This is a genomic window from Streptomyces sp. NPDC057424 (assembly GCF_042803315.1).
In the GTDB taxonomy this organism is placed as follows: Bacteria; Actinomycetota; Actinomycetes; order Streptomycetales; family Streptomycetaceae; genus Streptomyces.
In genome coordinates this window covers 29,105-53,058 of record NZ_JBHVCP010000009.1, presented here as the reverse complement: position 1 = coordinate 53,058, position 23,954 = coordinate 29,105, and the positions used below count along the sequence as shown (strand labels likewise).

Annotated in this window: 29 protein-coding genes and 1 pseudogene; 19 read left to right on the top strand and 11 right to left on the bottom strand. The window is 72.6% G+C overall.

Going from position 1 to position 23,954, the window contains the following annotated elements; all coding sequences use genetic code 11:
* Positions 1-20 precede the first annotated feature (20 nt).
* The 8 genes from ACFU3E_RS10705 to ACFU3E_RS10670 all read left to right on the top strand — a co-directional run bounded on the left by ACFU3E_RS10705 (position 21) and on the right by ACFU3E_RS10670 (position 7,100).
* Positions 21-470: a type II toxin-antitoxin system RatA family toxin gene (locus ACFU3E_RS10705; protein WP_384154767.1), complete on the top strand. Its 450-nt coding sequence runs from the start codon at positions 21-23 to the stop codon at positions 468-470.
* Positions 467-1,546, top strand: coding sequence for a hypothetical protein (locus ACFU3E_RS10700; RefSeq protein ID WP_384154765.1), 1,080 nt, complete (start codon positions 467-469; stop codon positions 1,544-1,546). Before ACFU3E_RS10705 ends, ACFU3E_RS10700 begins: the two co-directional genes overlap by 4 nt.
* Positions 1,543-2,103 (top strand): hypothetical protein, encoded by a 561-nt coding sequence (locus ACFU3E_RS10695; RefSeq protein ID WP_384154763.1) that lies wholly within the window; start codon positions 1,543-1,545, stop codon positions 2,101-2,103. The genes ACFU3E_RS10700 and ACFU3E_RS10695 overlap by 4 nt, the downstream gene beginning before the upstream one ends.
* Positions 2,100-2,627 (top strand): deoxycytidine triphosphate deaminase, encoded by a 528-nt coding sequence (locus ACFU3E_RS10690; RefSeq protein ID WP_384154761.1) that lies wholly within the window; start codon positions 2,100-2,102, stop codon positions 2,625-2,627. The genes ACFU3E_RS10695 and ACFU3E_RS10690 overlap by 4 nt, the downstream gene beginning before the upstream one ends.
* The gene (locus tag ACFU3E_RS10685; protein ID WP_384154759.1) at positions 2,614-3,957 is read left to right on the top strand and encodes a cation:proton antiporter; all 1,344 of its coding nucleotides are present in this window, start codon (positions 2,614-2,616) and stop codon (positions 3,955-3,957) included. The genes ACFU3E_RS10690 and ACFU3E_RS10685 overlap by 14 nt, the downstream gene beginning before the upstream one ends.
* A gap of 173 nt (positions 3,958-4,130) precedes the next feature.
* A complete protein-coding gene (locus ACFU3E_RS10680; RefSeq protein WP_384154757.1) occupies positions 4,131-5,390 on the top strand; it encodes an ATP-grasp domain-containing protein in 1,260 nt (419 codons plus the stop codon).
* Positions 5,380-6,357, top strand: a complete 978-nt coding sequence (locus tag ACFU3E_RS10675) for an EamA/RhaT family transporter (RefSeq protein WP_384154755.1) — start codon at positions 5,380-5,382, stop codon at positions 6,355-6,357. The genes ACFU3E_RS10680 and ACFU3E_RS10675 overlap by 11 nt, the downstream gene beginning before the upstream one ends.
* Positions 6,354-7,100: a phosphodiesterase gene (locus ACFU3E_RS10670; protein ID WP_384154753.1), complete on the top strand. Its 747-nt coding sequence runs from the start codon at positions 6,354-6,356 to the stop codon at positions 7,098-7,100. The genes ACFU3E_RS10675 and ACFU3E_RS10670 overlap by 4 nt, the downstream gene beginning before the upstream one ends.
* A gap of 367 nt (positions 7,101-7,467) precedes the next feature.
* On the opposite strand, the gene ACFU3E_RS10665 is transcribed toward ACFU3E_RS10670, so the two are convergent.
* Both ACFU3E_RS10665 and ACFU3E_RS10660 read right to left on the bottom strand, forming a co-directional pair.
* The gene (locus ACFU3E_RS10665) at positions 7,468-7,692 is read right to left on the bottom strand and encodes a hypothetical protein (protein WP_384154751.1); all 225 of its coding nucleotides are present in this window, start codon (positions 7,690-7,692) and stop codon (positions 7,468-7,470) included.
* A gap of 44 nt (positions 7,693-7,736) precedes the next feature.
* A complete protein-coding gene (locus ACFU3E_RS10660; protein WP_384154749.1) occupies positions 7,737-7,970 on the bottom strand; it encodes a hypothetical protein in 234 nt (77 codons plus the stop codon).
* A 123-nt stretch (positions 7,971-8,093) separates the two neighbouring features.
* On the opposite strand from ACFU3E_RS10660, the gene ACFU3E_RS10655 reads away from it, so the two are divergent.
* A complete protein-coding gene (locus ACFU3E_RS10655) occupies positions 8,094-8,315 on the top strand; it encodes a hypothetical protein (RefSeq protein ID WP_102910292.1) in 222 nt (73 codons plus the stop codon).
* Between the two features lie 247 nt (positions 8,316-8,562).
* On the opposite strand, the gene ACFU3E_RS10650 is transcribed toward ACFU3E_RS10655, so the two are convergent.
* From ACFU3E_RS10650 to ACFU3E_RS10640, 3 genes are read right to left on the bottom strand one after another with little or no spacing between them, the layout of a single operon-like run.
* Positions 8,563-9,060, bottom strand: coding sequence for an MSMEG_6728 family protein (locus ACFU3E_RS10650; RefSeq protein WP_384154747.1), 498 nt, complete (start codon positions 9,058-9,060; stop codon positions 8,563-8,565).
* Between the two features lie 17 nt (positions 9,061-9,077).
* Positions 9,078-9,530 carry a DUF4383 domain-containing protein gene (locus ACFU3E_RS10645; RefSeq protein ID WP_384154746.1) on the bottom strand — a complete coding sequence of 151 codons (453 nt, stop codon included), beginning with the start codon at positions 9,528-9,530 and terminating at the stop codon, positions 9,078-9,080.
* 13 nt (positions 9,531-9,543) lie between these two features.
* Positions 9,544-12,024, bottom strand: coding sequence for a SpoIIE family protein phosphatase (locus ACFU3E_RS10640; RefSeq protein ID WP_384154744.1), 2,481 nt, complete (start codon positions 12,022-12,024; stop codon positions 9,544-9,546).
* Positions 12,025-12,172: 148 nt separating this feature from the next.
* Between ACFU3E_RS10640 and ACFU3E_RS10635 the strand changes: the two genes are divergently transcribed.
* The gene (locus tag ACFU3E_RS10635) at positions 12,173-13,144 is read left to right on the top strand and encodes a DUF72 domain-containing protein (protein ID WP_384154742.1); all 972 of its coding nucleotides are present in this window, start codon (positions 12,173-12,175) and stop codon (positions 13,142-13,144) included.
* Here ACFU3E_RS10635 and ACFU3E_RS10630 read toward each other — a convergent pair.
* From ACFU3E_RS10630 to ACFU3E_RS10615, 4 genes are all read right to left on the bottom strand, one after another.
* The gene (locus ACFU3E_RS10630; protein WP_384154988.1) at positions 13,044-14,864 is read right to left on the bottom strand and encodes a copper resistance protein CopC; all 1,821 of its coding nucleotides are present in this window, start codon (positions 14,862-14,864) and stop codon (positions 13,044-13,046) included. The two genes, ACFU3E_RS10635 and ACFU3E_RS10630, sit on opposite strands and share 101 nt — an antisense overlap.
* Positions 14,865-14,986: 122 nt before the next feature.
* A complete protein-coding gene (locus ACFU3E_RS10625; protein WP_384154740.1) occupies positions 14,987-15,484 on the bottom strand; it encodes a cupin domain-containing protein in 498 nt (165 codons plus the stop codon).
* Positions 15,481-16,089, bottom strand: a complete 609-nt coding sequence (locus tag ACFU3E_RS10620) for a GNAT family N-acetyltransferase (protein WP_384154738.1) — start codon at positions 16,087-16,089, stop codon at positions 15,481-15,483. The genes ACFU3E_RS10625 and ACFU3E_RS10620 overlap by 4 nt, the downstream gene beginning before the upstream one ends.
* Positions 16,082-18,169 (bottom strand): penicillin acylase family protein, encoded by a 2,088-nt coding sequence (locus ACFU3E_RS10615; RefSeq protein ID WP_384154736.1) that lies wholly within the window; start codon positions 18,167-18,169, stop codon positions 16,082-16,084. The genes ACFU3E_RS10620 and ACFU3E_RS10615 overlap by 8 nt, the downstream gene beginning before the upstream one ends.
* A gap of 78 nt (positions 18,170-18,247) precedes the next feature.
* On the opposite strand from ACFU3E_RS10615, the gene ACFU3E_RS10610 reads away from it, so the two are divergent.
* The 5 genes from ACFU3E_RS10610 to ACFU3E_RS10590 all read left to right on the top strand — a co-directional run bounded on the left by ACFU3E_RS10610 (position 18,248) and on the right by ACFU3E_RS10590 (position 20,530).
* A complete protein-coding gene (locus tag ACFU3E_RS10610; protein ID WP_384154734.1) occupies positions 18,248-18,970 on the top strand; it encodes a siderophore-interacting protein in 723 nt (240 codons plus the stop codon).
* 36 nt (positions 18,971-19,006) lie between these two features.
* Positions 19,007-19,600 (top strand): HhH-GPD-type base excision DNA repair protein, encoded by a 594-nt coding sequence (locus ACFU3E_RS10605; RefSeq protein ID WP_384154732.1) that lies wholly within the window; start codon positions 19,007-19,009, stop codon positions 19,598-19,600.
* Positions 19,601-19,710: 110 nt separating this feature from the next.
* Positions 19,711-19,974: a hypothetical protein gene (locus ACFU3E_RS10600; RefSeq protein WP_384154730.1), complete on the top strand. Its 264-nt coding sequence runs from the start codon at positions 19,711-19,713 to the stop codon at positions 19,972-19,974.
* Positions 19,975-19,980: 6 nt separating this feature from the next.
* A complete protein-coding gene (locus tag ACFU3E_RS10595; protein WP_384154728.1) occupies positions 19,981-20,319 on the top strand; it encodes a hypothetical protein in 339 nt (112 codons plus the stop codon).
* Positions 20,320-20,392: 73 nt separating this feature from the next.
* A complete protein-coding gene (locus ACFU3E_RS10590) occupies positions 20,393-20,530 on the top strand; it encodes a hypothetical protein (protein ID WP_384154726.1) in 138 nt (45 codons plus the stop codon).
* A gap of 58 nt (positions 20,531-20,588) precedes the next feature.
* Here ACFU3E_RS10590 and ACFU3E_RS10585 read toward each other — a convergent pair.
* A pseudogene (locus tag ACFU3E_RS10585) lies at positions 20,589-20,918 on the bottom strand (helicase HerA-like domain-containing protein); the annotation flags it as partial.
* A gap of 106 nt (positions 20,919-21,024) precedes the next feature.
* Between ACFU3E_RS10585 and ACFU3E_RS10580 the strand changes: the two are divergent.
* Positions 21,025-21,321, top strand: coding sequence for a type II toxin-antitoxin system VapB family antitoxin (locus ACFU3E_RS10580; RefSeq protein WP_003999914.1), 297 nt, complete (start codon positions 21,025-21,027; stop codon positions 21,319-21,321).
* Between the two features lie 121 nt (positions 21,322-21,442).
* Positions 21,443-22,060, top strand: coding sequence for a LytR C-terminal domain-containing protein (locus ACFU3E_RS10575; protein ID WP_384154986.1), 618 nt, complete (start codon positions 21,443-21,445; stop codon positions 22,058-22,060).
* Positions 22,061-22,099: 39 nt separating this feature from the next.
* Here the strand turns inward: ACFU3E_RS10575 and upp are convergent, their stop codons facing one another.
* Positions 22,100-22,735, bottom strand: coding sequence for a uracil phosphoribosyltransferase (gene upp, locus ACFU3E_RS10570; protein ID WP_384154724.1), 636 nt, complete (start codon positions 22,733-22,735; stop codon positions 22,100-22,102).
* Positions 22,736-22,866: 131 nt separating this feature from the next.
* On the opposite strand from upp, the gene ACFU3E_RS10565 reads away from it, so the two are divergent.
* The gene (locus tag ACFU3E_RS10565) at positions 22,867-23,100 is read left to right on the top strand and encodes a hypothetical protein (protein WP_384154722.1); all 234 of its coding nucleotides are present in this window, start codon (positions 22,867-22,869) and stop codon (positions 23,098-23,100) included.
* A 276-nt stretch (positions 23,101-23,376) separates the two neighbouring features.
* On the top strand, positions 23,377-23,922 hold the full coding sequence (locus tag ACFU3E_RS10560; RefSeq protein WP_384154985.1) for a hypothetical protein: 546 nt from the start codon (positions 23,377-23,379) through the stop codon (positions 23,920-23,922).
* Positions 23,923-23,954 lie beyond the last annotated feature (32 nt).

The following is a 23,954-nucleotide window of genomic DNA, read 5'->3' as shown; positions in this document are numbered from 1 at the left end:
CACGACGGAAGTGAGGTCACATGCCTGAGATTCAGGCGGAAACGCTGATCGAGGAACGTACCCCGGAGGAGTTGTGGGCGATCGTCAAGGACAGTTCGCTCGTCGCGTCCCGGGCCCGGCACGTGGTGGCCGTCAGCCCGCAGTCCGACCAGGACAAGACGTTCCGCATCAATGAGTGGACCGTGCTGCTCAACGGCAGCGAGGTGACCTGGAGGCAACGGGAGGCCGCCGGGCCCGGGCTCCGGCTGCGCTTCGAGCAGACCATCGGTGACCTGGAGAAGCTGTCCGGCGAGTGGTCCCTGACCGCGGACGGCACCAGCACCCGGATCTCGCTCGCCCTCGACTACGAACTGGGCGTCGACGGCCTCGCCCCGCTGCTCGAACCCATCTGGTCCCAGTCCTTCCAAGCCCACGCGGACGAACTGCTGCGCGCCCTCACGGCCTGCGCCGCGTCACGGAGAGCGACATGAGTATGAGTCTCTACCTGAACTTCCTGCACACCACCGTGCGGTTCGACGTGGCCGAGGACGCGGAGGAGGTGTTCGAGCCCGTCCGCCGCTTCTTCCGGCACCTGATCGCTCCGGACCCGGCCGGCGACATCACCTTCTCCGTCGACGTACGCTCCTACGACCCGGACACGGACACCGCCCCCGGGGTGTGGGACCTGCCGCAGTCGGTCATCCGCCGCAGCAACGCCGCCGAGTTCAACTTCGACGCGCACGTCGTCGACGCCGGCGGCCGCCGGCAGTACATCAACCGGGCCACACTGCTCGACACCCCGGCCGACACCGCGAAGGACAACACCTTCCTGGCCCGGATCACCGAGCGTTCCACGGTGCAGATCCTCGACTTCGTGCGCGATCTCGTCATCAGGCACGAGGAGAACCTCGGCACGGTGGTGCTGCACGCCTCCGGCCTGCACCGGGACGGCGAGGCCGTGATCATCGCCGGCCCCAAGGGCGCGGGCAAGACCACCACCCTGCTGTCGGCCCTGCGCCGGCCCGGCTGGACGTACTTCACCGGGGACAAGCTCTTCTGCACGATCGAGAACGGCGAGATCCTCGTCCATCCCTGGCGGGACTACCCGTACGTGGGGGTCGGCACGATCCGGGCCGACCCCCGTCTGGAGCAGCTGGTCCGCGAGAGTGTGGACGACCGCATCGAGTCGTACGAGCCCGGCCACAAGATTCTGATGGACCCCGACCTCTTCGAGTCCTGGCTCGGCGCGGAGTTCACGGCCGAGCCCAAGCGGCTGGCCGCGCTGCTGCTGCCCGAGGTCGAACCCGGGGAGCCGCTGACCGTACGGCATGTGACCGACGGCAACGAGCGCTGGGCGTACCTGAACAAGATCGTGGACCGCCAGGTCGACACCACCTTCTTCACCTGGCAGACCTACCTGGTGCCCGACTACACGTCGTTCTACCGGGGCCTGGCCGAACTGCGCACGGTCCTCGGTTCCGTGGCCATGGTGCGGCTGCGCGGCACCCTCGACGTCGATCCGGACGCCGTGCTGGCCAGGACCACCGGGAAGGAGAACGCCCGATGAGGACCGGTACCCGCCGCAGCCTGCGGATAGCCGTGGTGGGCCTCGCCGGCGCCGGCAAGTCCACCTGCGCCTCCCTCATCGAGGAGTTCGCCGGGGACAAGGGTCTGACGCACGCCCGGATCAAACTCGCCAAGCCGCTGTACGACCTGCAGGAGCAGGTGTACCGGGCAGCCGGCGGCTCGCTCCACGAGGGTGCGCAGGACCAGATCCTGATGGAGGCGCTCGCCGACGCGATGCGGCGCATTCGCCCGGACTCGCTCGCCGCCGACTTCACCGCCCGCCTCGCGGACACCGACGCCGATCTCGTCGTCAACGACGACCTGCGCGACCCGCACGTGGACGCCCCGGCCCTGCGCGGGCACGGCTTCCGTGTCCTGCGCATCACCTGCGACGAGGAACTGCGCCGGCAGCGGCTGGCCGGCCGGGGGGATCCGTCCCGCGCCGACCGCTCGACCCGGGACATCGACCTGATCACCCCGGACGCCGTGATCGACAACCGGGCGGGCCTGGACGCGTACCGCTCCGCCGTCCACGAGGTGCTGGGGAGCTGGCTGTGATCCTGAGTGGACCCGAGATCCTGTCCGAGGTACGCGCCGGACGGATCCGCATCGACGACTTCGACCCGGAGCGCCTGGAGCCGAACAGCTACGGCTTCCGTCTCGCCGACGACATCCTCTGGTACGAGCAGGACGTGATCGACTGCTTCGAACCGCCGAAGGCCGAGCACGTCACGATGGGCCCCGAGGGCATGGTGCTGGAACCGGGCCGCTTCTACCTCGGCGGCACCATGGAGGCGATGGGCAGCCCGCACTATGCGGCCACCCTCTACGCCTGCCGGTCCGCCTCGACCCTCGGAATCTGGATCCAGTTCTCCGCCCCGCTCGGGCACAGCGGAGCGGTCTTTCCGTGGACGCTGGAGATGAAGGTCGCGCACCCGGTGCGGGTCTATCCCGGGATGATGATCGGGAAGCTGGCCTTCTGGTCGATGCAGGGCGAGCCGGTCGGCTACGACGGCAAGTACACGGGCTCCACCTCCGCCGTGGCGTCCCGCCTGAGTCTGGACACCCGTGTCTCAGATTGACCTCTTCCGGGTCCTGACGGCGCTCGCCCTGCTGCTGGCCGCAGCGCACGGCATGGGCAGGCTCTTCGCCAGGTTCCGGCAGCCGCCCGTGATCGGGGAGATCCTCGGCGGGCTGCTGTTGGGGCCGACCGTGCTGGGGCAGCTGCTGCCCCGGGCCGGGACCTGGCTGTTCCCCACGGAGGGGCCGGTGGCGTACGGGCCCGCCCTGGTCTACCAGCTCGGGATGCTCCTGCTGATGTTCACGGCGGGGGTGGAGATGCGTCAGGTCTTCTCCCGGCAGGACGGCCGGTCCGTCGCGGTGATCGCCCTGGCCGGAATGGCCGTGCCCTTCGGGCTCGGCCTGCTGGCCGTCCGGTTCGTCGACACCGCGGACCTGGTCGGACCCGCCGGCAACGTGTCCGCGCTGACTCTGGTCCTCGCCTGTGCGATCGCCGTGACCAGCATCCCGGTGATCTCCCGGATCATGCTCGATCTGGGCATCATCCGGACCCGGTTCGCCAGGATCGTGCTGTCGGTCGCGGTGGTCGAGGACATCATTCTGAACGTGATCCTCTCCGTGGCGCTCGGCATGGTCGCGGGCGGCGAGGAGAGCGGCTTCGGACTGGCCCACACCCTGGGAATCACGTCGGCCAACGCCTCCGCGGCCTACCACTCGGTGGCCTCGGTCGCCTTCTTCGGGCTGATGACGCTGGTGGCCGTGGTGCTGCGGCGCCGACCGGGCGGCACGACCGGTACGGCGGACCGCCCGCCGGGCACGGTCGCCGTGCGCATGGTCGTGCTCCTGGCGGTGGCCGCGAGCTGTGTGTTCCTCGGGGTCGCGGCCATGTTCGGCGCGTTCGTCGTGGGACTGCTGTCCGGCATGACCGGGCAGGACTCGCAGAGCGAACCCCTGGGCCGGCTCAAGGGCTTCGCCGCCGGGTTCTTCATCCCCGTCTACTTCGCGATGGTCGGCCTCAAGCTCGACCTGGTGCACTCCTTCGACCTGTGGTTCACCGCCGGCTTCCTCCTGGTGGCCTGCTCGGCGAAGACGGCCGGCGCATACGCCGGGGCCCGCCTGACGAACCGGTCGAAGGCCGAGTCCCTCGACCTCGCCGTCGCGCTCAACGCACGAGGCGGCCCGGGCATCGTGCTGGCCACGGTCTCGTTCGACGCGGGGATCGTCAACGCCTCACTGTTCACGACCCTGGTGCTCACCGCGATCGTCACCTCGCAGACCGCCGGCTGGTGGCTCGAACGGGCCGTGTCCCGAGGGGTGTTCGCCGTGGACTGCGGTCCCGCACCGCCGCAGGACCCGCGTGCCGAGGCACCTGTGGACGCCAAGGCGGGCTGACCCGGCCCGGCACCCCTTCCCTCTCCCCCTCGCGGCTTACGGGAGTCTCCTCTTGGACGCCCTCGCCCGGCCCGCCCCCACCCTCTTCACCGGCCTGGTCAGGGCCGCCGTCGACCGCATCACCGCCACCCCTTCGGCGGTCACCTCAGCACACCACCAAAGGAGCCCCTCGCGTGAGTACCCCTCAGGGCCACCGCCCGGTCGTCGCGATAGTCGACGCCTTCTCCACCGCCAGTCACCTCGCACCGCTCTTCCACGCCCGGGGCTACGACTGCCTGCACGTGCAGAGCCTGGAGACCCCGCCCACCGCCTTCGGCGCGTCCTTCCGGCCCGGCGACTTCATCGCCACGGTGGTCCACCGCGGCGACACGGCCGAAACGCTGGCCGGCGTCGCCCCGTACGCCCCGGTCGCGCTGCTGGCCGGCGCGGAGATCGGCGTGGAGCTGGCCGACGTGCTCAGTGAGGCGCTGGGGCTGCGAACGAACGGCACCGCGCTCAGCAACGCCCGGCGGGACAAGTTCCGCATGGTCGAGACGGTCAGGGCCGCCGGGGTACCGGCCGCCGAGCAGGTCCTGGCCACCGACCTGGACACGCTGCTGGACTGGTACGGCGCGACAGACCGGACCGTGGTCGTCAAGCCGGTCCGCAGCGCGCTGAACGACGGGGTGTCCTTCTGCAGCACGGCCGGTGAGGTACGGGCCGCCTTCGCCTCGCTCGTCGGCGCCGACAGCGCGGTCGGGCTGCGCAACGACGCCGTGGTCGCCCAGGAGTACCTCGTGGGGGCCGAGTACTACGTCAACACGGTGAGCCTGGACGGCAAGCACTACGTGTGCGACGTGTGGAAGACCCAGCACCTCAAGGTCAACGGTGTACGTGACCTGCTCGGCGGGTCGGCCCTGCTGGTCCGCCGGGGTCCTGAACAGGACCTGCTGACCGAGTACGCGTTCTCCGTGCTGGACGCGCTCGGCGTCCGGCACGGCCCGGCCCACACCGAGCTGAAGCTGACGCCGCAGGGCCCCCGGCTGGTCGAGACCGGCGCCCGGGTGTGTGGTGCCATGCTCCCCCTGCTGACCCGGGCGGCGATCGGCGAGAGCCAGCTGGAGTGGACGGTGCTCGCCTACACGGACCCCGAGGCCTTCGACGCCCGCCGGCACACCGACTACGAAGTCGCCCGGCACGCCGTGTGCGTCAACATGATCGCGCCCGAGGCGGGCAAGCTCGTCGACTACCCGAAGATGACCGACCTGCGCGCGCTGGAGAGCTTCCACGACGTCCTGCTGAAGGTACGGCCCGGCGACGAGATCGCGCGGACGGTCAACGACCTCACCTACCCGATGCTCGTGCACCTCCTGCACGAGGTGGAGGGCGTGGTGACGCACGACTACATGACCGCCCGCTACCTCGACGGCGAGGGCTTCTACGATGTCGTCTAGCCGCCGCCTCGCCCTGGCCGCCGGTCCCCTGCTGGTGCTGGGCTACTGCGTCATCAACTCGACCAAGTCGGTCTTCGAGGGCGCCCTGGTCCAGGACCTCTCGCCGGAGTTCATCGCCTTCAACTCCTTCGTCGTGGCCCAGGCCTTCTACTTCCTCACCCTGCGCGACAAGCGGGAGCTGAAGGCCGTGGTGCGGCGCTGTCTGCCGGACGTGGTGATGCTCAACCTCTCCACCGCGGTCTGCTGGATCGCGGTGCTGTACGCGTTCACCGCCTTCGAACCCGCCATGGCCAACTCGATGATCATCGGCCTGGGTCCGGCCGTCACCATCGCGCTCGGCTTCAAGCTGCGGCCCGGTACGAAGGCACTCCCGCTGGAGCTGGCAGCGGCCGGAGCGATGCTCGTCGCCATGGCGTACCTGCTGATCACGGCCTCCGACGGGGAGTCGGCCATCGGGGACCTGCCGACCGGAAAGCTGGTCTTCGGGATCGTGATGTGTGTGCTGACCACCATCTCGCTGTCGGGGATTACGTACTACACGAAGCGGCTCGGCGACGCGGGGATGTCGGTACGGCAGATGATGGCCTCCCGGTTCGTGGCCCTGATCGTCGCCACCCTCGTCATCCTGGTGGCGCGCGACAGCTTCGGCCCCTATTCCCCGGACAACGTCGGCGCGATCCTCGCGATCAGCCTCGTCGGCGTGATCATCTCGCTCTACCTGCTCCAGCAGGGAATCGTACGGACCGAGCCGATCACGGTCTCGATGCTGTTCGGGACGAACCTGATGATCACCTATGTGGTTCAGTTCGTCGACCCGCGCCTGCACCAGTCGCAGGACACCTTCATCGGCGTCCTCGCGATCTCCCTGGCCATGTGCGTGGGCACATGGGCCCGCTGGCGGGCGAGCAGGCAGGACGCCGGGGAGCCCGGGCGTGATCTGCCGGCTCAGACGGAGGCCAGGACGTGACCGTACTGGCCCACCTCAGCGACCTGCACCTGGACGGCACGCCGGAAAGCGCCGAGCGCACGCGCCGGGCCGTCTCCCACGTGACGGGGCTGCCGGGCACGGTGGACGCCGTGCTGATCACCGGGGACATCGCCGACCGGGGCACCGTGGCGGAGTACCTTCAGGCCCGCGAGGTTCTCGCCCCGCTGTACGAGCGCCACCAGGTGCTCCTGTGCCCGGGCAACCACGACTCCCGCCCGGAGTACCGGGAGGTGCTGCTCGGCGGTGGTGGGACGGCGCCGGTCAACGAGGTCCAGGACATCGCCGGCGTCCGGGTGCTGATGTGCGACTCCTCGATACCCGGCCGCTCCGAGGGCCTGCTGGAGCCGGAGACGCTGAGCTGGCTGGACGACACCCTCGCCGCCGCCCCCGACCGGCCGGCCTTCGTCGCCCTGCACCACCCGCCCGTGGCGCTGGGCCTGCCGTACATCGACCGCATCGGGCTGAGGGAGCCGGATGCCCTGGCGAAGGTCCTCGACAGCCACGCGCACGTCGTCGCCGTCCTCTGCGGCCACGCCCACACGGCGGCCGCGAGCTCCTTCGCCGGCCGCCCGCTGCTGTGCGCCCCGGGCATCGTCTCGACGGCCCTGCTGCCCTGGGAGCAAGGCCCGGACTCCTCCTGGAAGACCCAGGCGGCCCCGCCCGCGCTCACGTTCCACCTCTACGAGGAGGGCCGGCTCACGAGCCACGTCCGCGCGGTGTGAGACCGGCCGGCGGTGCGCCCGGGGACGACCGGGGCGCACCGTCCTCATCGGGCGACGGCTCCTCCGTCGCCCCGGTCCGCACCCGGCCCGCAACAAGCGCCCACGGCTGCGCGCCGATCTCCCGGCGCGGTGCTCCGGTCGGCGGGCGGTGGTGACGGGTGCCTCCCGTCGCGTCGACGTACTGCAGCCCGCCGTGCGGTTCCTCCGGGCCGTCCGCGGCCCAGGCCGTCGAAGGTGCTCACGACCGTGGAGCTCCCCGGCGCGCCCGGTTCGGCTACTCCGACGACGACCCCTCGTGCGCGGACGCGGCGGCCGCCGGCGTCGAAGTCCGTGATGGCGTCGTCCGTGGCACGAGGCCTTCGGCGGGTCAGCCGCCCGGCTCCGGGCCCCAGTGCTCAGGCCCCACTCCGCGCCAGTCGATCCACGACACCTCCGCCACGTCCGCCGGGTCGATCTCCAGGCCGGCGCGGCGGAGGAACTCCGCGACATCGGTCACGTCGTGGGCGAGTCCGAGGATCTCGCCGTCCACACGGACGCGTCGGCCGCCCGAGGGCGACGGTGGATGCACGATCACGCGAATCGGTCCGGCCATGCCTTCAGGATCATCCGGGACGTACGGTTCCGCAGTCCGGCGTGTCATCGGTGGAGCCGCTCACTCGCGTCCCCGGCTGTGCGCCCCAGCTCCCGCAGCTCCCACCACGCCGCGGGGGCCGGCCGTCGCTGCTGCCAGTAGGGGTGGAAGAAGGCCTGCGCCGACAGCCGGTACAGACGCCTGCGCAGCTCGGTGCGGCCGGGCCGATCGGCGAGCTGCCGGTAGGCGGCGCTCCACTCCCGTTGCGCCCGGACGAGATCGTCGGGAAACGTTCGCATGGCCAAATTCAATCATGTGTTCGATTCTTCGGGCCAATGCACGGCCTCTCTTTCGTCTCGGTTCGGGCACCGGACATGGACAGCCGCAGCGCGAGAGGCGCCAGTAGGCGCATACTGAGGCCAATGACAAAGCCTGCTGCTCATAAGCGTCACTTGCCTACCAGCCCCTTCAAGGCTCCGGTCGCGCCCGCTCCCAAGCACTTCGCCGTGGGTGACCAGGTCACACACGACATGTACGGGCTCGGCCGGGTCATCGGCATCGAGGACGGAATCGCCGCGCTCGTCGACTTCGGGTCGGCGCAGATGCGGATCCTGAGTCCCTACGCCAAGATGACCAAGCTGTAGGACCTCCGTGCCCGGTCAGGGCACGCCTGGCCCTGCCCGGGCCAGTAACGGAAGAGAGACCTCTCATCGAACCGACTTCGCTGTTCTCCGCTGTGGAAGGGCAACCCCGCCGTTCCAGCGCAGCGTCGCCGCCTCCGGCGACCAACCCCTTCCAGGCTCCGGACTTCGGGGAGGACGAAGCCTTCCCGCTCGAGGACGTGACGGAGCAGCCCGCCGAGACCGGGCGTCCGGCGCGCCGCAGGGCGGCCTAGGGGCTGTCAGTTCTGGGGTCCGGCTCCCCGCCCGCGCGGTCCGACGCCGGCCAGACGTACGGCAGGTCGTCGGGGACGCCGGGGAAGAGGGCCGCGTAGGCCGTGGGGTCCTTGCGGACCAGGGCCGAGCGGTGGCTCTCGTGGAAGGTGTCGTCGCCGAGCCAGGGCGGGAGCTCGCCCTCGGCGGCGAGTCGGTGCTGGTCGCGGACCGGGGCTCGGGGGCGGGTCGCCGCGAGGTCGGCCACGAGCGTCGCCGCGCAGGTGTCCTGGTGGCCCTGTTCCCGCCAGACGCGGCAGATCTCCAGGCCGTAGCGCACCAGTGCCTCCTCGTAGCCGAGCCACATCCGCACGGCCGGGTGGCGGCGCCAGCCGTAGCCGGGGACGACCAGGCCGCGCAGGACCTGCAGCGCCTCCACCCGCTGCTTGCCGAGCCGGCGGCGGTCGAGGGCCAGGGCCGTGGTGCGGAAGTCGGGGTAGGGCAGGAAGGTCTGCATGCCGTCGTCGGTGATCCTTACCGTGCGCCGGTGCGCGTTCCGCGCCGGCCAAGGGCCAGGGCCAGGCCGATCATGGCGATGCCCAGGGCGAAGTGGAGCCAGTCGTCCGCTGTGTTCAGCGGGACGAAGTTGGCGTCGCTGTCGTGGCCGACGGACAGGCCGTACACCCACAGCACCAGGTAGACCGCGCCGCCCACCAGCAGGTACGAGTACGCCCCGGCGGCCGTGCCTGCGAGGGTCAGACCGGCCAGGCCGTAGACCAGGTGCACGAGGTTGTGCAGGATCGAGACCTGGAACAGGCCGAACAGTTCGGCGCCCGAGTCCTGGGAGGCGAACTCCAGCGAGCCGTAGTCGGTGGTGATGCCGGGGACGAAGCCCAGCACGCCGACCACGAGGAAGACGAGGCCGAACAGCAGGGCGGCCTGCTGGACGCGGGCGCGGGCGGCCCGGTGCGATGCGGGTCTGGTCATGGCCGGTGGCTCCTCACGCGTAGGACAGGCTCTGTTCCGCCCAGATGGTCTTGCCCGTGGCGCTCTGGCGGGTGCCCCAGCGCTCGGTCAGCTGGGCGACGAGGAGCAGGCCGCGGCCGCCCTCGTCATAGGTGCGAGCGCGCCGCAGGTGGGGGGCGGTGCTGCCGCCGTCGGAGACCTCGCAGATCAGGGTCGTGTCGTGGATCAGGCGGAGCTGGACCGGCGGCTCGGCGTGCCGGATGGCGTTGGTGACGAGTTCGCTGGCGACCAGTTCCGTGACGAACACGGCGTCCGAAAGCCCCCACCGCTCCAGTTGCGCCACCACGTCCTTGCGGGTCTGCGCGACCGCGGACGGGTCGGCCGGCACCGCCCAGGTGGCGACCTGCCTCGCGTCGAGCGCGCGGGTACGGGCGATGAGCAGGGCCACGTCGTCGGCCGGGCGCTGCGGCAGCAGGTCGGCGAGAACCGTGTCGCACAGGGCGTCCAGCGAGGCCGCCGGGCGGGCCAGGGCCTCCCGCAGCCGGTGGACGCCGGTGTCGACGTCCCGGTCGGGGGTCTCGATCAGGCCGTTGGTGTAGAGGGCGAGCAGGCTGCCCTCGGGGAGGACGATCTCGGTCGCCTCGTACGGCAGGCCGCCCACGCCGAGCGGGGGCGCGGCCGGGATCCCGACGAGTTCGACGGTGCCGTCGGGGCGCACCACGGCCGGTACGGGATGGCCGGCCCCGGAGAAGCAGCAGCGCCGCGTCACCGGGTCGTAGACGGCGTACAGGCAGGTCGCGCCGACATCGCTCGAGGTCTCGGCGGAGTCCGCCGGCCTCCGCTCACCGTCGCTCTCCTCCTCCGTGTTCAGGCGGGCGACCAGATCGTCGAGGTGGGTCAGCAGCTCGTCGCAGGGCAGGTCGATGTCGGCGAGTGTGCGAACCGCCGTCCGCAGCCGCCCCATGGTCGCCGAGGCCACCAGGCCGTGGCCGACCACGTCTCCGACGACCAGCGCCACCCGCGCGCCCGAGAGGGGGATGACGTCGAACCAGTCCCCGCCGACACCGGCGTGCCCGCCCGCCGGGAGGTAGCGGGAGGCGACCTCGACGGCCGCCTGCCGGGGCAGCCGCCGCGGCAGCAGGCTGCGCTGGAGCGTGACCGCCATGGCACGCTCGCGGGTGTAGCGGCGGGCGTTGTCGATGCTGACCGCGGCCCGGGCGGCCAGTTCCCCGGCCAGGACCAGGTCGTCGTGCTGGAAGGTCTCCTGGTTGCGGTGCCGCACGAAGAAGGCGATGCCCAGGGTGGTGCCGCGGGCGGCCAGCGGCACGGTCATCACGGAGTGGACGCCGAACGCCCGGACCCGGGCGGCGCGGGCCGGGTCGCGGGCGAGCCAGGCGGTGAACGCCGTGTCGCTCACCCCGTGCAGGGTGGGCCGCCCGCTGCGCAGGCTCTCGAACGGCATCGAGCCCGCCGGGTAGGAGTCCACCGCGCCGGCCGCCACGACCGACTCCGGGGCGCCCGGGGTCACCGACCGCAGGGCTGCCCGGCGCAGCAGCAGCGGCCCGTCCGCCGGAACCGCCCGCACGGGCGGCTCGGGTGCGTCGTCCAGCGCGGCCAGCAGATCGACGCTGACGAAGTCGGCCAGCGCCGGGACGGTCACGTCCGCCAGCTCCTGGGCCGTGCGGGTCACGTCGAGCGTGCTGCCGATACGGCGGCCGGCCTCGGTGATCAGCTGGAGGCGCTTGCGGGCCCAGAACTGCTCCGTCATGTCGTGCGCCGACAGGCAGACGCCCCGGATGGTGCCCTCGTGGTCGCGCAGCGCCGACATGAAGACCGACCAGGCGTGCTCGTGGTTCTCGCCGTGGGCGCGCAGGTAGTTCTCCTGGTGCTCGGGCTCGCCGGTCCGCAGCACCCGGGCCATGCTGCGTTCCGCCCGCCGACCGGCGGCGTCGTCGACGATCTCGGACACGCGCAGGCCCCGCATCTCCTCCTCGGTGAGCGCCGTGGCGCGCTCCATGTCGGCGTTGGCCCGGCGCAGCCGGAGCCGCGTGTCGTAGATCGCCTGGGCGCAGCACGGGGACTGGGCGAAGCTCCAGCTCACCAGGGATTCGTCGAGACCGGCCGGTGGCTGCCGGCCGGTCAGGGCGGAGACGACGAGCCAGGCGGGCGCGCCGGTGCCGGGCGGTCTGTGGTGGGCGAGGATCCGGACCGTCAGCTTCCGGCCGTCACGGTGCCGCAGCGCGACGTCGCCGTTCCAGCGGAGCAGCTCGGCGAGCGTGGGCAGACCGCCCCGCACCGGGATCGGCTCGGCCAGCAGATCCGCGGCGCGGCGCCCGGTGAGCTGCCGGGCCGGGTAACCGAGGAGCCGCTCGGCGCCCGCGTTCCAGCCGGTCACGGTGCCGTGTTCGTCGAGGGTGACACGGGCAGTGAGGGAGGCGCCCACGAGCGCTTCGAGAGCCTCGGGTTCTTCTCCCGAGGACCGGGTGGCCCGGCCGGCGGTGACGGGCTGCTCCATGATCGGTCATCTCACTCTCGGGGGAAATCAGCTGTATCCCCGGATATGCACAGTTATCACCTGGTTACCCCGATTGCGACGGGTATCACCGTGACGCCCCACCGCGAAGCAAAGCCTGCCGCCGCCCGGCGCGGGTAACCGCTCCCCCATGGGTCAGATCCTGGTGGGCACGTGTTCCTGGACCGACCGGGCGCTGGTCGGCAGCGGCTGGTATCCGCCGGGACGGCGGGACGCCGAGGGGCGGTTACGGCACTACGCCGAGCGGTTCCCGGTCGTCGAGGTCGACGCCTCGTACTACGCGCTGCCGAGCGAGCGGAACAGCCGGTTGTGGGCCGAGCGGACACCGGACGGGTTCGTCTTCGACGTGAAGGCGTTCTCGCTGCTCACCGGGCATCCCACCCGGCAGACGGTGATGCCGGACGGGCTGCGTGCCGAGCACCGGGACCCGGGAGTGCTCGACGAGGTGTGGGCCCGGTTCGCGGCCGGGATCGAGCCACTGCGGCAGGCCGGGCGCCTCGGAAGCGTGCTGTTCCAGTTCCCGCCCTGGTTCCGGCCCGGGCAGCGGGCGGAGGCGTTCCTCCGGGAGTGCGCCGAGCGGACCGAAGGCTGGCCGCTCGCCGTCGAGTTCCGCCACCCCTCCTGGTGGGAGCCGGGGCAGGACGAGTCGACCGGTGCGCTGCTCACCCGGCACGGCATGGCCGCGGTCGCCGTCGACATGACGCAGACGCTCCCCTCGTCCGTCCCGCCCGTCACACCCGTGACCTCGCCCCGGCTGTCCGTCGTCCGGTTCCACGGCCGCAGCCCCGCCTGGGGCACCGGCGGCAAGGAGGACCGGTTCCGCCACGCGTACGACGAGGAGGAACTCGCCGAGTGGCTGCCCCGCGTGCGCCGGCTGGCCGCGCGGACCGAGCAGGTCCACGTCCTGTTCAACAACTGCTGCGGCGACGCCGCCGTACGCGCCGCCGAGGTCATGGCACGGCTCCTCGACGGGGACCCGCCGACGGCGGCCGTGCGGCTGCCTAAGGCACGATCCGCACCTGCCGCTCCACCGACACCTGGTCCACGTCCGACACCCGCACGGTCGTCTTCATCGTCCAGTTCCCGGCGAGCGGCAGGTTGACGGAGTTGGTGCCCCAGTAGCCGCCCTGGTCGGTGAGTTCGGCGTCGATGGGGCCGACGTTCCGGGCGGGCAGGGAGAAGGTGATGCGCACCTCGGGGACGACGACCAGGCCCGTGTCGGAGCCGTAGACCACGGCCTGGACGCCGTTCTCGCCGACACGGGCCGGGTCCAGGGTGACCTGCACCGTGCCGCGTCCGGTCACGGACCCCGTGCCCGTGTCGAAGGGCACCGTGGCCTGGGTCGTGGGCGGCAGCGCGCCCACCGGGGCCTGCTGGGCCGCCTCGGCCTGGGCACGGCCCGGGAGGGTTCCCGTGAGCACGGTCGTGATGATCAGCACCACGGCGGCGACGGCGACTTCCACGAGGACGGAGCGGCGCAGGCGGCGCCGCCGGGTGTCCCGGTCGGCGTCGGACGCGGGGGACTCCTCCACGGGCCCGCCGGGCGGCGTCCCCGGTTCTTCCGGGCGCGCGGACGGTTCCCCGGGCCCTGGCTGTTCCACGGTCGCGCCGACCGGCTGCGGGACCCGTGCCGGTACGGCTGCCCGGACGGCCGTCGCGGGTGCCGCGAGCCGCTGCGTCCAGCGCCGCGAGTAGCCGGCCACCAGCAACAGCACGGCCACCCCGGCCAGTTTGGCGAGCAGCAGCCGGCCGTACGGCGTGCCGGTCAGCGCGGAGAGGGAGCCCAGGCCGCGCCAGGACTGGTAGGTGCCCGTGACGGCCAGGACGGTCACCGAGGCGAAGGCGATCCGGGAGAAGCGGGGCACGACCTCCGCCAGGTCGTCGCCGGACGAGCGGCGCAGGGTCAGCAGCAGCGCCACGAGGCCGCCGAGCCAGACGCCGGTCGCCAGCAGGTGCAGTACGGACGACGTCATCGCCAGCGGCACCTGGATCCCGGCGGAGGCGTGCTCGGCCGCCGCCCAGGTCAGGGCCAGGGCGGCGGCCAGGGCCGTGCCGATCGCCAGGGCGACGGGCTGCTCCCTGGTGTCACGGCGTCTGGACAGCCGTGTCAGGAAGGCGGCGATCAGCAGGAGGATGACCAGGCGGGCGAGCAGGGCCTCGCCGGGGCGGCCGGTGAGAGTGCGGCCGAGGGCGGAGACGTCGAAGGCCGCGGCCGGGCCCGTGCCCGTCTCGTACGGGGCACGCAGCAGCAGCAGGACGGCCGTGGAACCCAGCAGCGTCCACCAGGCCGCCACCAGTGGCCGGCGCAGGGGGGAGGTGCGCGGGGGCCGGCACAGCAGCGCGAACGCCACCACGCCGACGAGCAGCGCGGCGGCGAGGTAGGCGAGGTAGCGGGCGGCGTCGTGGAGGCCGCGGGTGAGCGGGTCCTCGGCCGGGCCCGTGTCGGCCTGGACCGTGGTCGCGGAGCGTTTCCCCACCGAGAAGGTGAAGGCGCCGGAGACGGGGTGGCTGTCGGCGGAGACGACCCGCCAGGCCACGGTGTACGTGCCCCGGGCGAGCTTGCCGGGCAGGCCGACCCGGGCCGTGTCGGAGCGGCCGTCCGCGTGCGTGGCCTCGCCGGTGTGGACCCGGCGCTGGTCGGGGCCGAAGACCCGGAAGGAGTCGTCGAGCAGGCCTACGGACTCGGTGAAGGTCAGGGTGACGTGGCGGGGGGCCTGCCGGACCACGGATCCGTCGTCGGGATCGGTGCTGCGGAGGGCGGCGTGGGCGGAGGCGGGGGTTGCGCCGAGGAGGAGCAGGACCAGCACGGTGCCCAGCAGCACCAGGGCTTGGGCTCGCCGGGGGTGTCCGACATCGCGATCCTCGTTCCGCCGGTGGTCCACAGGGTTCTCCGGGGTGGGGCTGTACGGCTTCCCGTGGGGTACGGACGGGATCGGTGGAGCGCTCAACGGTTTGGGGTGTGGCTGGGAGAAGACCGGGACAGACCCGCGATCCTGGCTGCCGCTGCCGGATAGCGTGCCGTCAGCTCTGCCGCGTCGCCGTGTTCGTAGCCCTCGAACGTGAAGCCGGGAGCCATCGTGCAGCCGAAGAGGGTCCATGCGCCGCCCCCGGTCACCCGGCCGCCCATCCAGGTGCCCGCCGGGACCGTGAACTGGACGTGCTGGCCGTGGAGGATGTCCGGCCCGAGGACCACCGTCCGGGTGCCGCCGTCCGGGGCGAGCAGGAGGAGCTCCAGGGGGTCGCCCCGGTAGAAGTGCCAGATCTCGTCCGTCGGCAGGCGGTGGAGGGCGGAGAAGTCGTCCGCCGTCAGGAGCGCGACGATCGCCGTGCCCTCCGGCCTGCCGTCGGGGCGTTCGGGGCCGGCCCAGGTCTGGCGGAACAGGCCGCCCTCACGCGGGATCGGCTCGAGTCCGTAATGGGCGATGAGGTCCTGTGGCGTCACCCGGGGAACAGTATCCGCCGGTCGAGGAAGGCGAGCTGGGCCTTCTTCTCCGGCAGGTGCACGTCCGGGAGGTCGATCTCCGGCAGGACCACCACCGGCCCGGGAGTGAAGCCGAGTGCGAGGAAACGGGCGATCGCCTTCTCGTTGCGCACGTCCGGGTCGACCACGACCCGCCGGCGGTCCAGGCCGAGCAGGACGTGGGCGGCGATGACGGCCACCAGCCGGGCGGTCCAGCCCGGCTGTCCGCCGTCCGGGCCCGCGGGGGCGAGGAGCAGGTGGACGCCGATGTCGCCGGGGCGGACGTGGTAGCACTCGCTGACGCGGTCGGCCTCCGGCTCGTAGGTCTGGAGGAGCGCGACCGGCGCGCCGTCCCGGACGACGAGGAAGGCGTGGTGGGTGGCGAGCGTGTCCATATGGGCGTAGATCTCGGCGACCTGCTGTTCGGTGAGGTCGTTCATGCCCCAGAAGACGGCCCGGTCCTCGCTCACCCAGCGGTGGATCACCCCGGCGTCGGCCTCCGGGTCCAGCGGCAGGACGCGGACGGTGCCGAAGCCGTCGACCACCTGCTCGTGGACGGACGTGCGGGAGGCGTACGGGTCAGACATCGGTTTCCTTCTTCAGCCGGGTCCAGTCGGTCACGACCGGGACGAGGTCTCCCGCGAGCCACAGGGGGAGCTGGTCGCGGTGGTGGGGCGAGCCGGGGACGCCCGAGGCGCCGAGCGGGACCACCCAGCGGCTGTCCTCGCGCCGGGCCAGGTCCCAGACGTACCGGGCGGCCGGGCCCCGGGTGGCGCGGTCGGTGAGGCCCGGCACGCCCGAGGTGCACAGCACGCAGTCGTGGTCACCGGACAGCCCCGGTTCCTCGTACGGCTGCTCCGGCGCGAGCGCCCGCCAGGGGGCGAGGCGGTGGGTGTCGCCCCAGACACCGGCCGGCGGGCGCAGGGCCACGTCCTCGATCGCCGCGCGGACGGCCGCGGGGCGGTCGATTCCGTACAGTTCCTCGGCCCGCAGCAGGTGTTCGAGCGCGAAGCCGACCCGGGGGAGGAGGGCCAGCCAGGGCTGGAACACCTCCGGGTACGCCGGTGGCGTGGTGAGCGCGGCGAACGCCGGGTGCGCCGCGAGCCGCCGTACGACCGCTCCGCGCACGGCCGCGTAGAGGGCCGCGTCGGCGCTGCCGGCGTCCATGCGGCGGTCCCAGCCGAGGAGGCGGTCCCGGAGGGCGGCGGCCTCTGGGGTGAGGCCGTCGAGGGCGTCGAGATGGTCCAGGAGAGGGGACGCGGAGGCCAGGTGGGTGTCCGTGTGGAGGGCGGGCATGTCGGCGGCGGACCAGCGCTCCCGGCCCTCGAGCAGCGCGGCGATCCGGTCGGCGCGGTGCGGCGGGGCGAACTCGACGCCGAGGGGCCCGGCCGGGCCGCGCTGGTTGGCCATGACGGCGACGCCGTCGGTGAGCCCGGCGCGCGGTGACACGTGCCAGCCCCGCCACTCGTGGCCGGGCTCCCAGGCGGGCACCACCCGCAGGGAGTTGGTCTCGGCACGCAGCGGAACCCGCCCGGCCACGCGGTGCAGGACACCGCCCTCGGTGTCGGCGGCCTGGACGACGTTGACCGGCTCGGCCCAGTGGTCGAAGGCCGTGTCCACGTCGGCGACCCGGCGGGCCCGCAGCAGCGGCAGCAGGGCGCCGAAGCCGAGGTCGCCGGTGACGCGGGGCGGGTAGCGCAGGCTGATCGCGACGGGCACGCCCGAGGGGCCGGCCGGGTCGCCGTCGAGGCCCTCGGGCCCGCCGATGATCACCGGGCCCCGGCCGGTCTCGATCACCTCGACCTCGACCGGGTCCTCGCCGGCCACCTCGACGGTCTCCGTGTGCCGGGCCGCCCGCCGCCAGACCCCGTCCGGGCCGAGAGCCTCGACCCCGGCGCCGGTGCGCCGCAGCCGCTCCCGGTAGAGGTCCTGGTAGTCGGCCATGGCGTTGGTGATGGCCCAGGCGACGGTGCCGGTGTGCCCGAAGTGGGCGATGCCGGGGATGCCGGGGACCGCCAGGCCCACGACGTCGAACTCCGGGCAGGACAGGTGGATCTGCTGGTAGACGCCCGGGTCCTCGATCCAGCGGTGCGGGTCGCCGGCGATCACCGCCTGCCCGGTGACGGTCCGCTCGCCGCTGACCAGCCAGCCGTTGCTGCCGGAGGTGCCGGGGCCGTCGGCGGCGAAGAGGCCGAGGGCGTCGGCGTCCAGGTGGGCGGCGACCTCCTCGCGCCAGAGCTTGGCCGGGAACCCGGCGAAGAGGATGTGGGTCGCGAGCCAGACAGCGAGGGGGGTCCAGGGTTCCCAGCGGCCGGGGGTGAGGCGGGTGCGGGCGAACTCGGGTGCGGTGCTGTCGGCCAGACCCTCGTTGACCCCGTCGACGTACGCGCTCACCCACCGCGCCGTCCCGGGGTCCCGTCTCTCCAGGTCCGCGAAGCAGCGTTGCGCGGTGTCGTCGAGTCTGGCCCGTCTCGCGAACCGGTCCCAGGCCAGGGCGCTCTCGCCGAGGAAGGACGCCGAGGTGCCCTGCGCCCGGTGCCGCTCGGTCTCCAGCTGCCAGGCCCGGTCGCGGGCGGTGACGAGGCCCTGCGCGCGGGCGAGTTCGGTCGCGCTGCCCGCGCGCAGATGCGGGATGCCCCAGGCGTCACGGTGGATCTCGGTGGCCACGCTGCGCCCCTTCTGTGCTTTAGGTTAGCCTTGCCTAAGTCAATCGTGGCGGAATGGTACGTGAAAGGTGAGGGCGCGATGGGGCAGGGGCGGGGTTGGGAGGGCGCGGTCCTCAAACTGCTGCGCGGCAAGGACTTCGAGTTCACGGTGACGGACGTCGAGGACGTCACCCCGGACTACCGGCGGCTGCACTTCACCGACGGCGGTCTGCTGGCCGCGACCGGAGTGCACCCCACCATGTGGGTGCGGCTGTGGTTCGACAACGCGGGCAAGCCGCACCAGCGGGCCTACACCCTGGTCGACCCGGACACCGAGGCCGGCACCTTCGCCCTGGAGTTCGCCCTGCACGAGGGGTGCGCCAGCGACTGGGCCAGGGCGGCGAAGCCGGGCGACACCATCGGGGCGACCGTCCAGGGCACCGGCTTCGAGCACCCGGGACCCGCGCCCTCGCACGTCTTCGCCGTCGGCGACCCGGCCTCCCTCCCCGCCATCAACTCCCTCCTGGACGCCCTCGGCTCCGCCCCGGCCACCGTCTGGTTCGAGGGCGGCGGCGACGGCCTGCCGTTCCGCACCGACCCGGACCGGCACGAGCTGCGCAAGGTGCCGCGCCGGGACTCCGGCGCCCACCTCGTCGACCGGGTGAAGTCGGACCTGCCCGGCCTGCTCCAGGGCACGGCCGACCCCTACGTCTGGATCGCCTGCGACACGGCGACGACCCGGGCCCTGACGGCGTACGTCCGCAAGGAACTGGGCCTGCCCAAGCAGCGGGTGCACGCGCTGGGGTACTGGCGGGCGACCTGAGCGGCGGCCGGCTCGGCCCCGGGGGATGATCGGGACATGGACGTCACCCTTCACCTCGCCCAGGATCCCGAGGCCGACGCGCTGCTCGGCCGCAGTCCGCTCGCCGCGCTGGTCGGCATGCTGCTGGACCAGCAGGTCCCCATGGAGTGGGCGTTCAAGGGCCCTGCGACCATCGCCCAGCGGCTCGGCACGGACGACCTGGACGCGCACGAGATCGCCGCGCACGAGCCGGAGGCCTTCGCCGCGCTGCTGTCCCGGAAGCCGGCCGTGCACCGCTACCCGGGCTCCATGGCCAAGCGGATCCAGCAGCTGTGCCGGTACCTCGTCGAGCACTACGACGGTGACGCCGAGGCCGTCTGGAAGGACGTCGGCACCGGCAAGGACCTGCTGAAGCGCCTCGCGGACCTGCCCGGCTTCGGCAAGCAGAAGGCCCAGATCTTCCTCGCCCTGCTCGGCAAGCAGCTCGGCGTGCGGCCCACGGGCTGGCAAGAGGCAGCGGGCTCCTACGGCGACCCGGACTCGTTCCGCTCGGTCGCCGACATCACGGGCCCCGAGTCGCTGGTCAAGGTGAGGGCGCACAAGCAGGAGATGAAGGCAGCAGCCAAGGCCGCGAAGGCCTCCGGCAAGTAGAGCGTCAGCCTCTCGGCTCGTCGGCAAGCAGCAGGCACCCGTCACACAGGCATCCACCCCCTGGCTCCCCCCAAGTGGCGGCACCCTGCGGCCCGCTCCCAGCATGGACCATGACCGAGCCACCGAGCGGCTCCCCCTGGGACCCGGAGCAGGACGCCTTCCGCGACCGCGCGCCCCGCCCGCCCCAGGGCCCGGAACCCCACGTCTCCCACGGCCCGCACAGCGCCGGACGGCACGGCCGCACCCCGGCCGGCCCGCCCGGCACCGGGAGCAGCGCCACACCCCGCGCCCCCGGCCCGCACGTCGCCGGCATGGGCCGAGCGAGCGGATCTCGCCGTCGGCGCGATGAACGGCGTGGTCGCGGCGGGGAGTGACCTCCCGTGACCCCCGCACCGCAGCCGGCCCCCCGCCGCCCCCTCCGGCACGCCTGGCCGCGGGTGCTCGTCCTGCTGCTCGTCCTGCTCGTGCCCGGCGCCCACGCCGAGGCCCACACGGGGCCGGCGACCACCATGTCCGGGGAGAGCACCACCGTCGAGTGCGACCTCCTCGACCCCGCCCTGCGCCCACCGCCCAGAGGCTCCCGCCGCACCGCCGTTCCGCTGAGCCCCGCCCCGTTCCGGAACCCCGGGCCCGCGCACACCGCACAGCACCCCGTGCCCGTACCGCCGGACCCGCCGCACGACCCTCGCCCTCTGCGTTCCGAGGTCCTGCGCTGCTGACGGGACCGGCCCGGCCCCGGTCCGTCCGTCCCGCACGGAACCAGAACGACGAGGAACGACGAGGAACCCAGCCATGCTTCAAGACCCGTACGCCGTCCTGCGCGCCCTCCTGCGCGCGGAAGCCGCCCGCAGCACGCCCAAGCCCGCCCCCCGGCCGGACACGCGCAAGCCGCCGCAGCCCCTCAAGGGACAGGGGCGGGACCGCGGCTGACCCATCCGCACGGCGGAGACGCCCCGACGTCTCCGCCGTCCCCGCGCCGCCGCCGTCCGCCGGTCGCCGTCCAGCGCCGGTGGACGGCGGCGGCCCGGCCCTCGCCCCGGGCATCCAGGCGGACCCGGCGCGACGATCCCGGAGAGGTCGCCCCTGATGTCGGCGAGGAAGACGGGTACGTGCTGGGCGGACAGCTGCTCGGCGATCAGCTGGAGCGTCTTGCACGTGCCGTGCCGGTGGCGCCCGTGACCAGACCGTGCCGGCTGAGCATCGCCGGCGGCACCCGGACCTGCGCGTCCGGCAGGCACTGCCCGTCCCACAGCAGGGCGGCGGCGCGCTCGGGCACTTCCGGGGCGGGGGCCGACGGCATGGTCTCGCGGTCCGGCATGTTCACGCCCCTGTTTCCGGTTCGTACCGCCTTGTGAGGGTTTTTTCAGCGTCGCACTACGGCGCCATGGCTGCGCCTGGAAGGTCTTGACCGGTAGGCTTTCCGTGTGATCTTCAAGCGCATCGGAAACGGCCGGCCGTACCCCGACCACGGCCGGGAAAGCACCCGGCAGTGGGCGGACGTCGCGCCGCGCCCGGTCCGCCTCGATCAGCTCGTGACGACCAAGGGTCAGCTCGATCTGGAAACGCTGCTCGCCGAGGACTCCACGTTCTACGGCGACCTCTTCGCGCACGTCGTGAAGTGGCAGGGCGACCTGTACCTCGAGGACGGACTGCACCGCGCGGTGCGGGCGGCACTCCAGCAGCGCCAGGTGCTGCACGCGCGCGTGCTCGAACTCGACTGATCCCCGCCGGTCGCGGGTTGGCCCTTTCGGGTTCCGCTGGGCGACGTCGAATGATCATCTAGTAGGCATCGTCGCCCGGGCGCACTACGCTGCGCTCATGAGCATGCTGACTCCCCCCGGCATGGGCGGCAAGTACCGCATCACGGGCAACAAGTACCCCAAGATGCGTCGGCCCCGGCGGCGCGGCAGGCTCGTCGTCCTGACCGTCGCATCCGTCGTCGTCCTCGGCGTGGGCGGGTGGGGCACGCTGCAGCTCATCGACGCCTTCACCGGCGGCGGCAGAAAGGCTTCGGCGGCCGGTGACGGTACGGACTGCGGCATCAGGACCAAGGCGAGCCCCTCGCCCAGCGCCAGAGCCCTGCCCCAGCCGCGCACGATCACGGTCAACGTGCTCAACGCCACCACCCGCAGCGGCCTGGCGAAGAAGACCGCCGACGAGCTGAAGAAGCGCGGCTTCAAGATCGGCGACGTGGGCAACGCGACCAAGCAGTACGACAAGAAGATCAAGGGCACCGGCCTGCTGCTCGGCCCGGCCACCGCGCTCGACACCTCGCTGCCCGTGCTCGGCACCCAGCTTCCGGGCGCCGAACGGCGTACCGAGGCGGCCCGCGAGGGCGCTGCCGTCGACCTCGTCATCGGGGACGGCTTCAAGCAGCTGGCCACACAACAGGACGCCGACCGGGCCCTGACCGAGCTGGCCAGGCCCGAGCCGGCGCCGACGTCAAAGAAGGGCTGCTGAGCACGTCCCCGAGGGCGTGCCCGAGCGCCCCGGGGGGTCCTACTCGGCAGCCCCGTACATCCGGTCCCCCGCGTCCCCGAGGCCGGGCACGATGTAGCCGTGCTCGTTCAACCGCTCGTCGACCGAGGCGGTCACGACCGTCACCGGCGTGCCCGCCAGCTCACGCTCCAGGATCTCGACGCCCTCCGGGGCGGCCAGCAGCACCACGGCCGTCACATCGTCGGCGCCGCGCCGGATCAGCTCCCGGATCGCCGCGACCAGCGTGCCGCCGGTGGCGAGCATCGGGTCGAGCACGTACACCTGCCGGCCCGACAGGTCCTCCGGCATACGCGTCGCGTACGTGGAGGCCTCCAGCGTCTCCTCGTTGCGGATCATGCCGAGGAAACCCACCTCGGCGGTCGGCAGCAGCCGGACCATGCCGTCCAGCATGCCGAGCCCGGCGCGCAGGATCGGCACCACCAGCGGCCGCGGGTGGGACAGCTTGACGCCCGTGGTCCGCGCGACCGGCGTCTGGATGTCGACCTGTTCGGTGCGCACGTCACGCGTGGCCTCGTAGGCGAGCAGGGTGACCAGCTCGTCGGCGAGACGGCGGAAGGTCGCGGAGTCGGTGCGCTGGTCGCGCAGCGTGGTGAGCTTGTGGGCGACCAGAGGGTGGTCGACGACGTGGAGACGCATGTCCACAACATTAACCGGGCGGGATGCCCCGGCCGCACGGCCTGCCCGCCGACCGGCCCACACCCGATCGATGGCGTCAAACCGCCCGTCCGGGGGAAAGCGGGAAGCACGGACTGGGGGTGGTGAACCTGATGCCCGACCGGAAATTCCGAGACGATCCGTCGCCGCACACGCGGCCGGGGACGGGACAGGAGCCCGACCGGACGAACGGGACCGACGAGTCCGACGCCGAGCGCCGCCGGCGTCGCGCCCGGTTCCTGCGCGATCTGGCCGAGGCCCGGGAGCTGCGGGACCGCGTCCAGCCGCGCCGCGCCAAGACGGCACGGCTGCGCCACGCGATGCGCATGCGCACCTTCCGCTGGTAGGAAACGGGTGAGGAAACCCCCGGCAAAGATCACGAACCGCGCGGAGGTTGTCGCGGGTGACCGCGCGTGGAGCGGGGCAAAGCCGCGTACGATCCGCAGGTGGCGGCAACGGGCGTGCGAGCGGAACTGCCGGACACAGGGAGCCGAAGACGTCCCCTGAACGCCTTGTTTCTGCCACGATTCCGAGTGGGTGGGGCTCGGACGAGCACTCCCCACCCGTAACCTCCGCCGGGGGGACCCCCAACCGGCACGCCTATGACCAGTGGGAGAGTCACGGTGTACTTCGCCGCACTGCTCGCGCGCACCGAAGACGGGTGGGAAGCGAGCGACACAGAGCTCGACGATGTGGAAACCCTGTCGGATCTGGCCGACCTGGCCCGTGAAGCCTCCCCCGACGAGGACACGGTGCTCGTGCTCATCGAGCAGGAGGACGCCTGGTTCGGCGTCGTCCGCGTGGACGGCGAGGAGGACCCTCGCATCTACGTCTCGGACGCCGCCGCGGCTGCCCGCAGCAGCTACGGCGAGATCCTGCTCACCGACGAGCTGCTCGGCCGCGACCCGGACGACGGGGACGTCCTCGACGCCCTCGACCTCGACGGCACCGAGGACGGTGAGTCCGACGACAACGAGGACGACGACGCCGAGGACGGCGCCGGGACGGCCGGCTCCGCCGAGTCCGTGCCGCACGGCCCGGTCGGCGACGCCCTGATCCTGGACGACCTCGGCGTGAGCGAGAAGGAGCTGCGCCTGATGTCGACGGACGCCGTCACCGAGATCGCCGAGTCCCTGGGCGCCTCGGAGACCCTGGAGACCGTCCGCTGACCGGTCGTACCGCCGCGGGGCCGCCAGATCCG

Bases quoted from the DNA above. Each gene is read 5' to 3' on its own strand.
- ACFU3E_RS10655 (WP_102910292.1), top strand. From the start codon at position 8,094: ATGACAAAGCCTGCTGCTCATAAGCGTCACTTGCCTACCAGCCCCTTC.
- ACFU3E_RS10575 (WP_384154986.1), top strand. From the start codon at position 21,443: ATGGGCGGCAAGTACCGCATCACGGGCAACAAGTACCCCAAGATGCGT.
- ACFU3E_RS10565 (WP_384154722.1), top strand. From the start codon at position 22,867: ATGCCCGACCGGAAATTCCGAGACGATCCGTCGCCGCACACGCGGCCG.
- ACFU3E_RS10650 (WP_384154747.1), bottom strand. From the start codon at position 9,060: ATGCAGACCTTCCTGCCCTACCCCGACTTCCGCACCACGGCCCTGGCC.
- ACFU3E_RS10660 (WP_384154749.1), bottom strand. From the start codon at position 7,970: ATGCGAACGTTTCCCGACGATCTCGTCCGGGCGCAACGGGAGTGGAGC.
- ACFU3E_RS10705 (WP_384154767.1), top strand. From the start codon at position 21: ATGCCTGAGATTCAGGCGGAAACGCTGATCGAGGAACGTACCCCGGAG.
- ACFU3E_RS10590 (WP_384154726.1), top strand. From the start codon at position 20,393: ATGCTTCAAGACCCGTACGCCGTCCTGCGCGCCCTCCTGCGCGCGGAA.
- ACFU3E_RS10700 (WP_384154765.1), top strand. From the start codon at position 467: ATGAGTATGAGTCTCTACCTGAACTTCCTGCACACCACCGTGCGGTTC.
- ACFU3E_RS10640 (WP_384154744.1), bottom strand. From the start codon at position 12,024: ATGGAGCAGCCCGTCACCGCCGGCCGGGCCACCCGGTCCTCGGGAGAA.
- ACFU3E_RS10610 (WP_384154734.1), top strand. From the start codon at position 18,248: ATGGGGCAGGGGCGGGGTTGGGAGGGCGCGGTCCTCAAACTGCTGCGC.
- ACFU3E_RS10600 (WP_384154730.1), top strand. From the start codon at position 19,711: ATGACCGAGCCACCGAGCGGCTCCCCCTGGGACCCGGAGCAGGACGCC.
- ACFU3E_RS10695 (WP_384154763.1), top strand. From the start codon at position 1,543: ATGAGGACCGGTACCCGCCGCAGCCTGCGGATAGCCGTGGTGGGCCTC.
- ACFU3E_RS10665 (WP_384154751.1), bottom strand. From the start codon at position 7,692: ATGGCCGGACCGATTCGCGTGATCGTGCATCCACCGTCGCCCTCGGGC.
- ACFU3E_RS10675 (WP_384154755.1), top strand. From the start codon at position 5,380: ATGTCGTCTAGCCGCCGCCTCGCCCTGGCCGCCGGTCCCCTGCTGGTG.
- ACFU3E_RS10620 (WP_384154738.1), bottom strand. From the start codon at position 16,089: ATGTCTGACCCGTACGCCTCCCGCACGTCCGTCCACGAGCAGGTGGTC.
- ACFU3E_RS10635 (WP_384154742.1), top strand. From the start codon at position 12,173: ATGGGTCAGATCCTGGTGGGCACGTGTTCCTGGACCGACCGGGCGCTG.
- ACFU3E_RS10605 (WP_384154732.1), top strand. From the start codon at position 19,007: ATGGACGTCACCCTTCACCTCGCCCAGGATCCCGAGGCCGACGCGCTG.
- ACFU3E_RS10645 (WP_384154746.1), bottom strand. From the start codon at position 9,530: ATGACCAGACCCGCATCGCACCGGGCCGCCCGCGCCCGCGTCCAGCAG.
- upp (WP_384154724.1), bottom strand. From the start codon at position 22,735: ATGCGTCTCCACGTCGTCGACCACCCTCTGGTCGCCCACAAGCTCACC.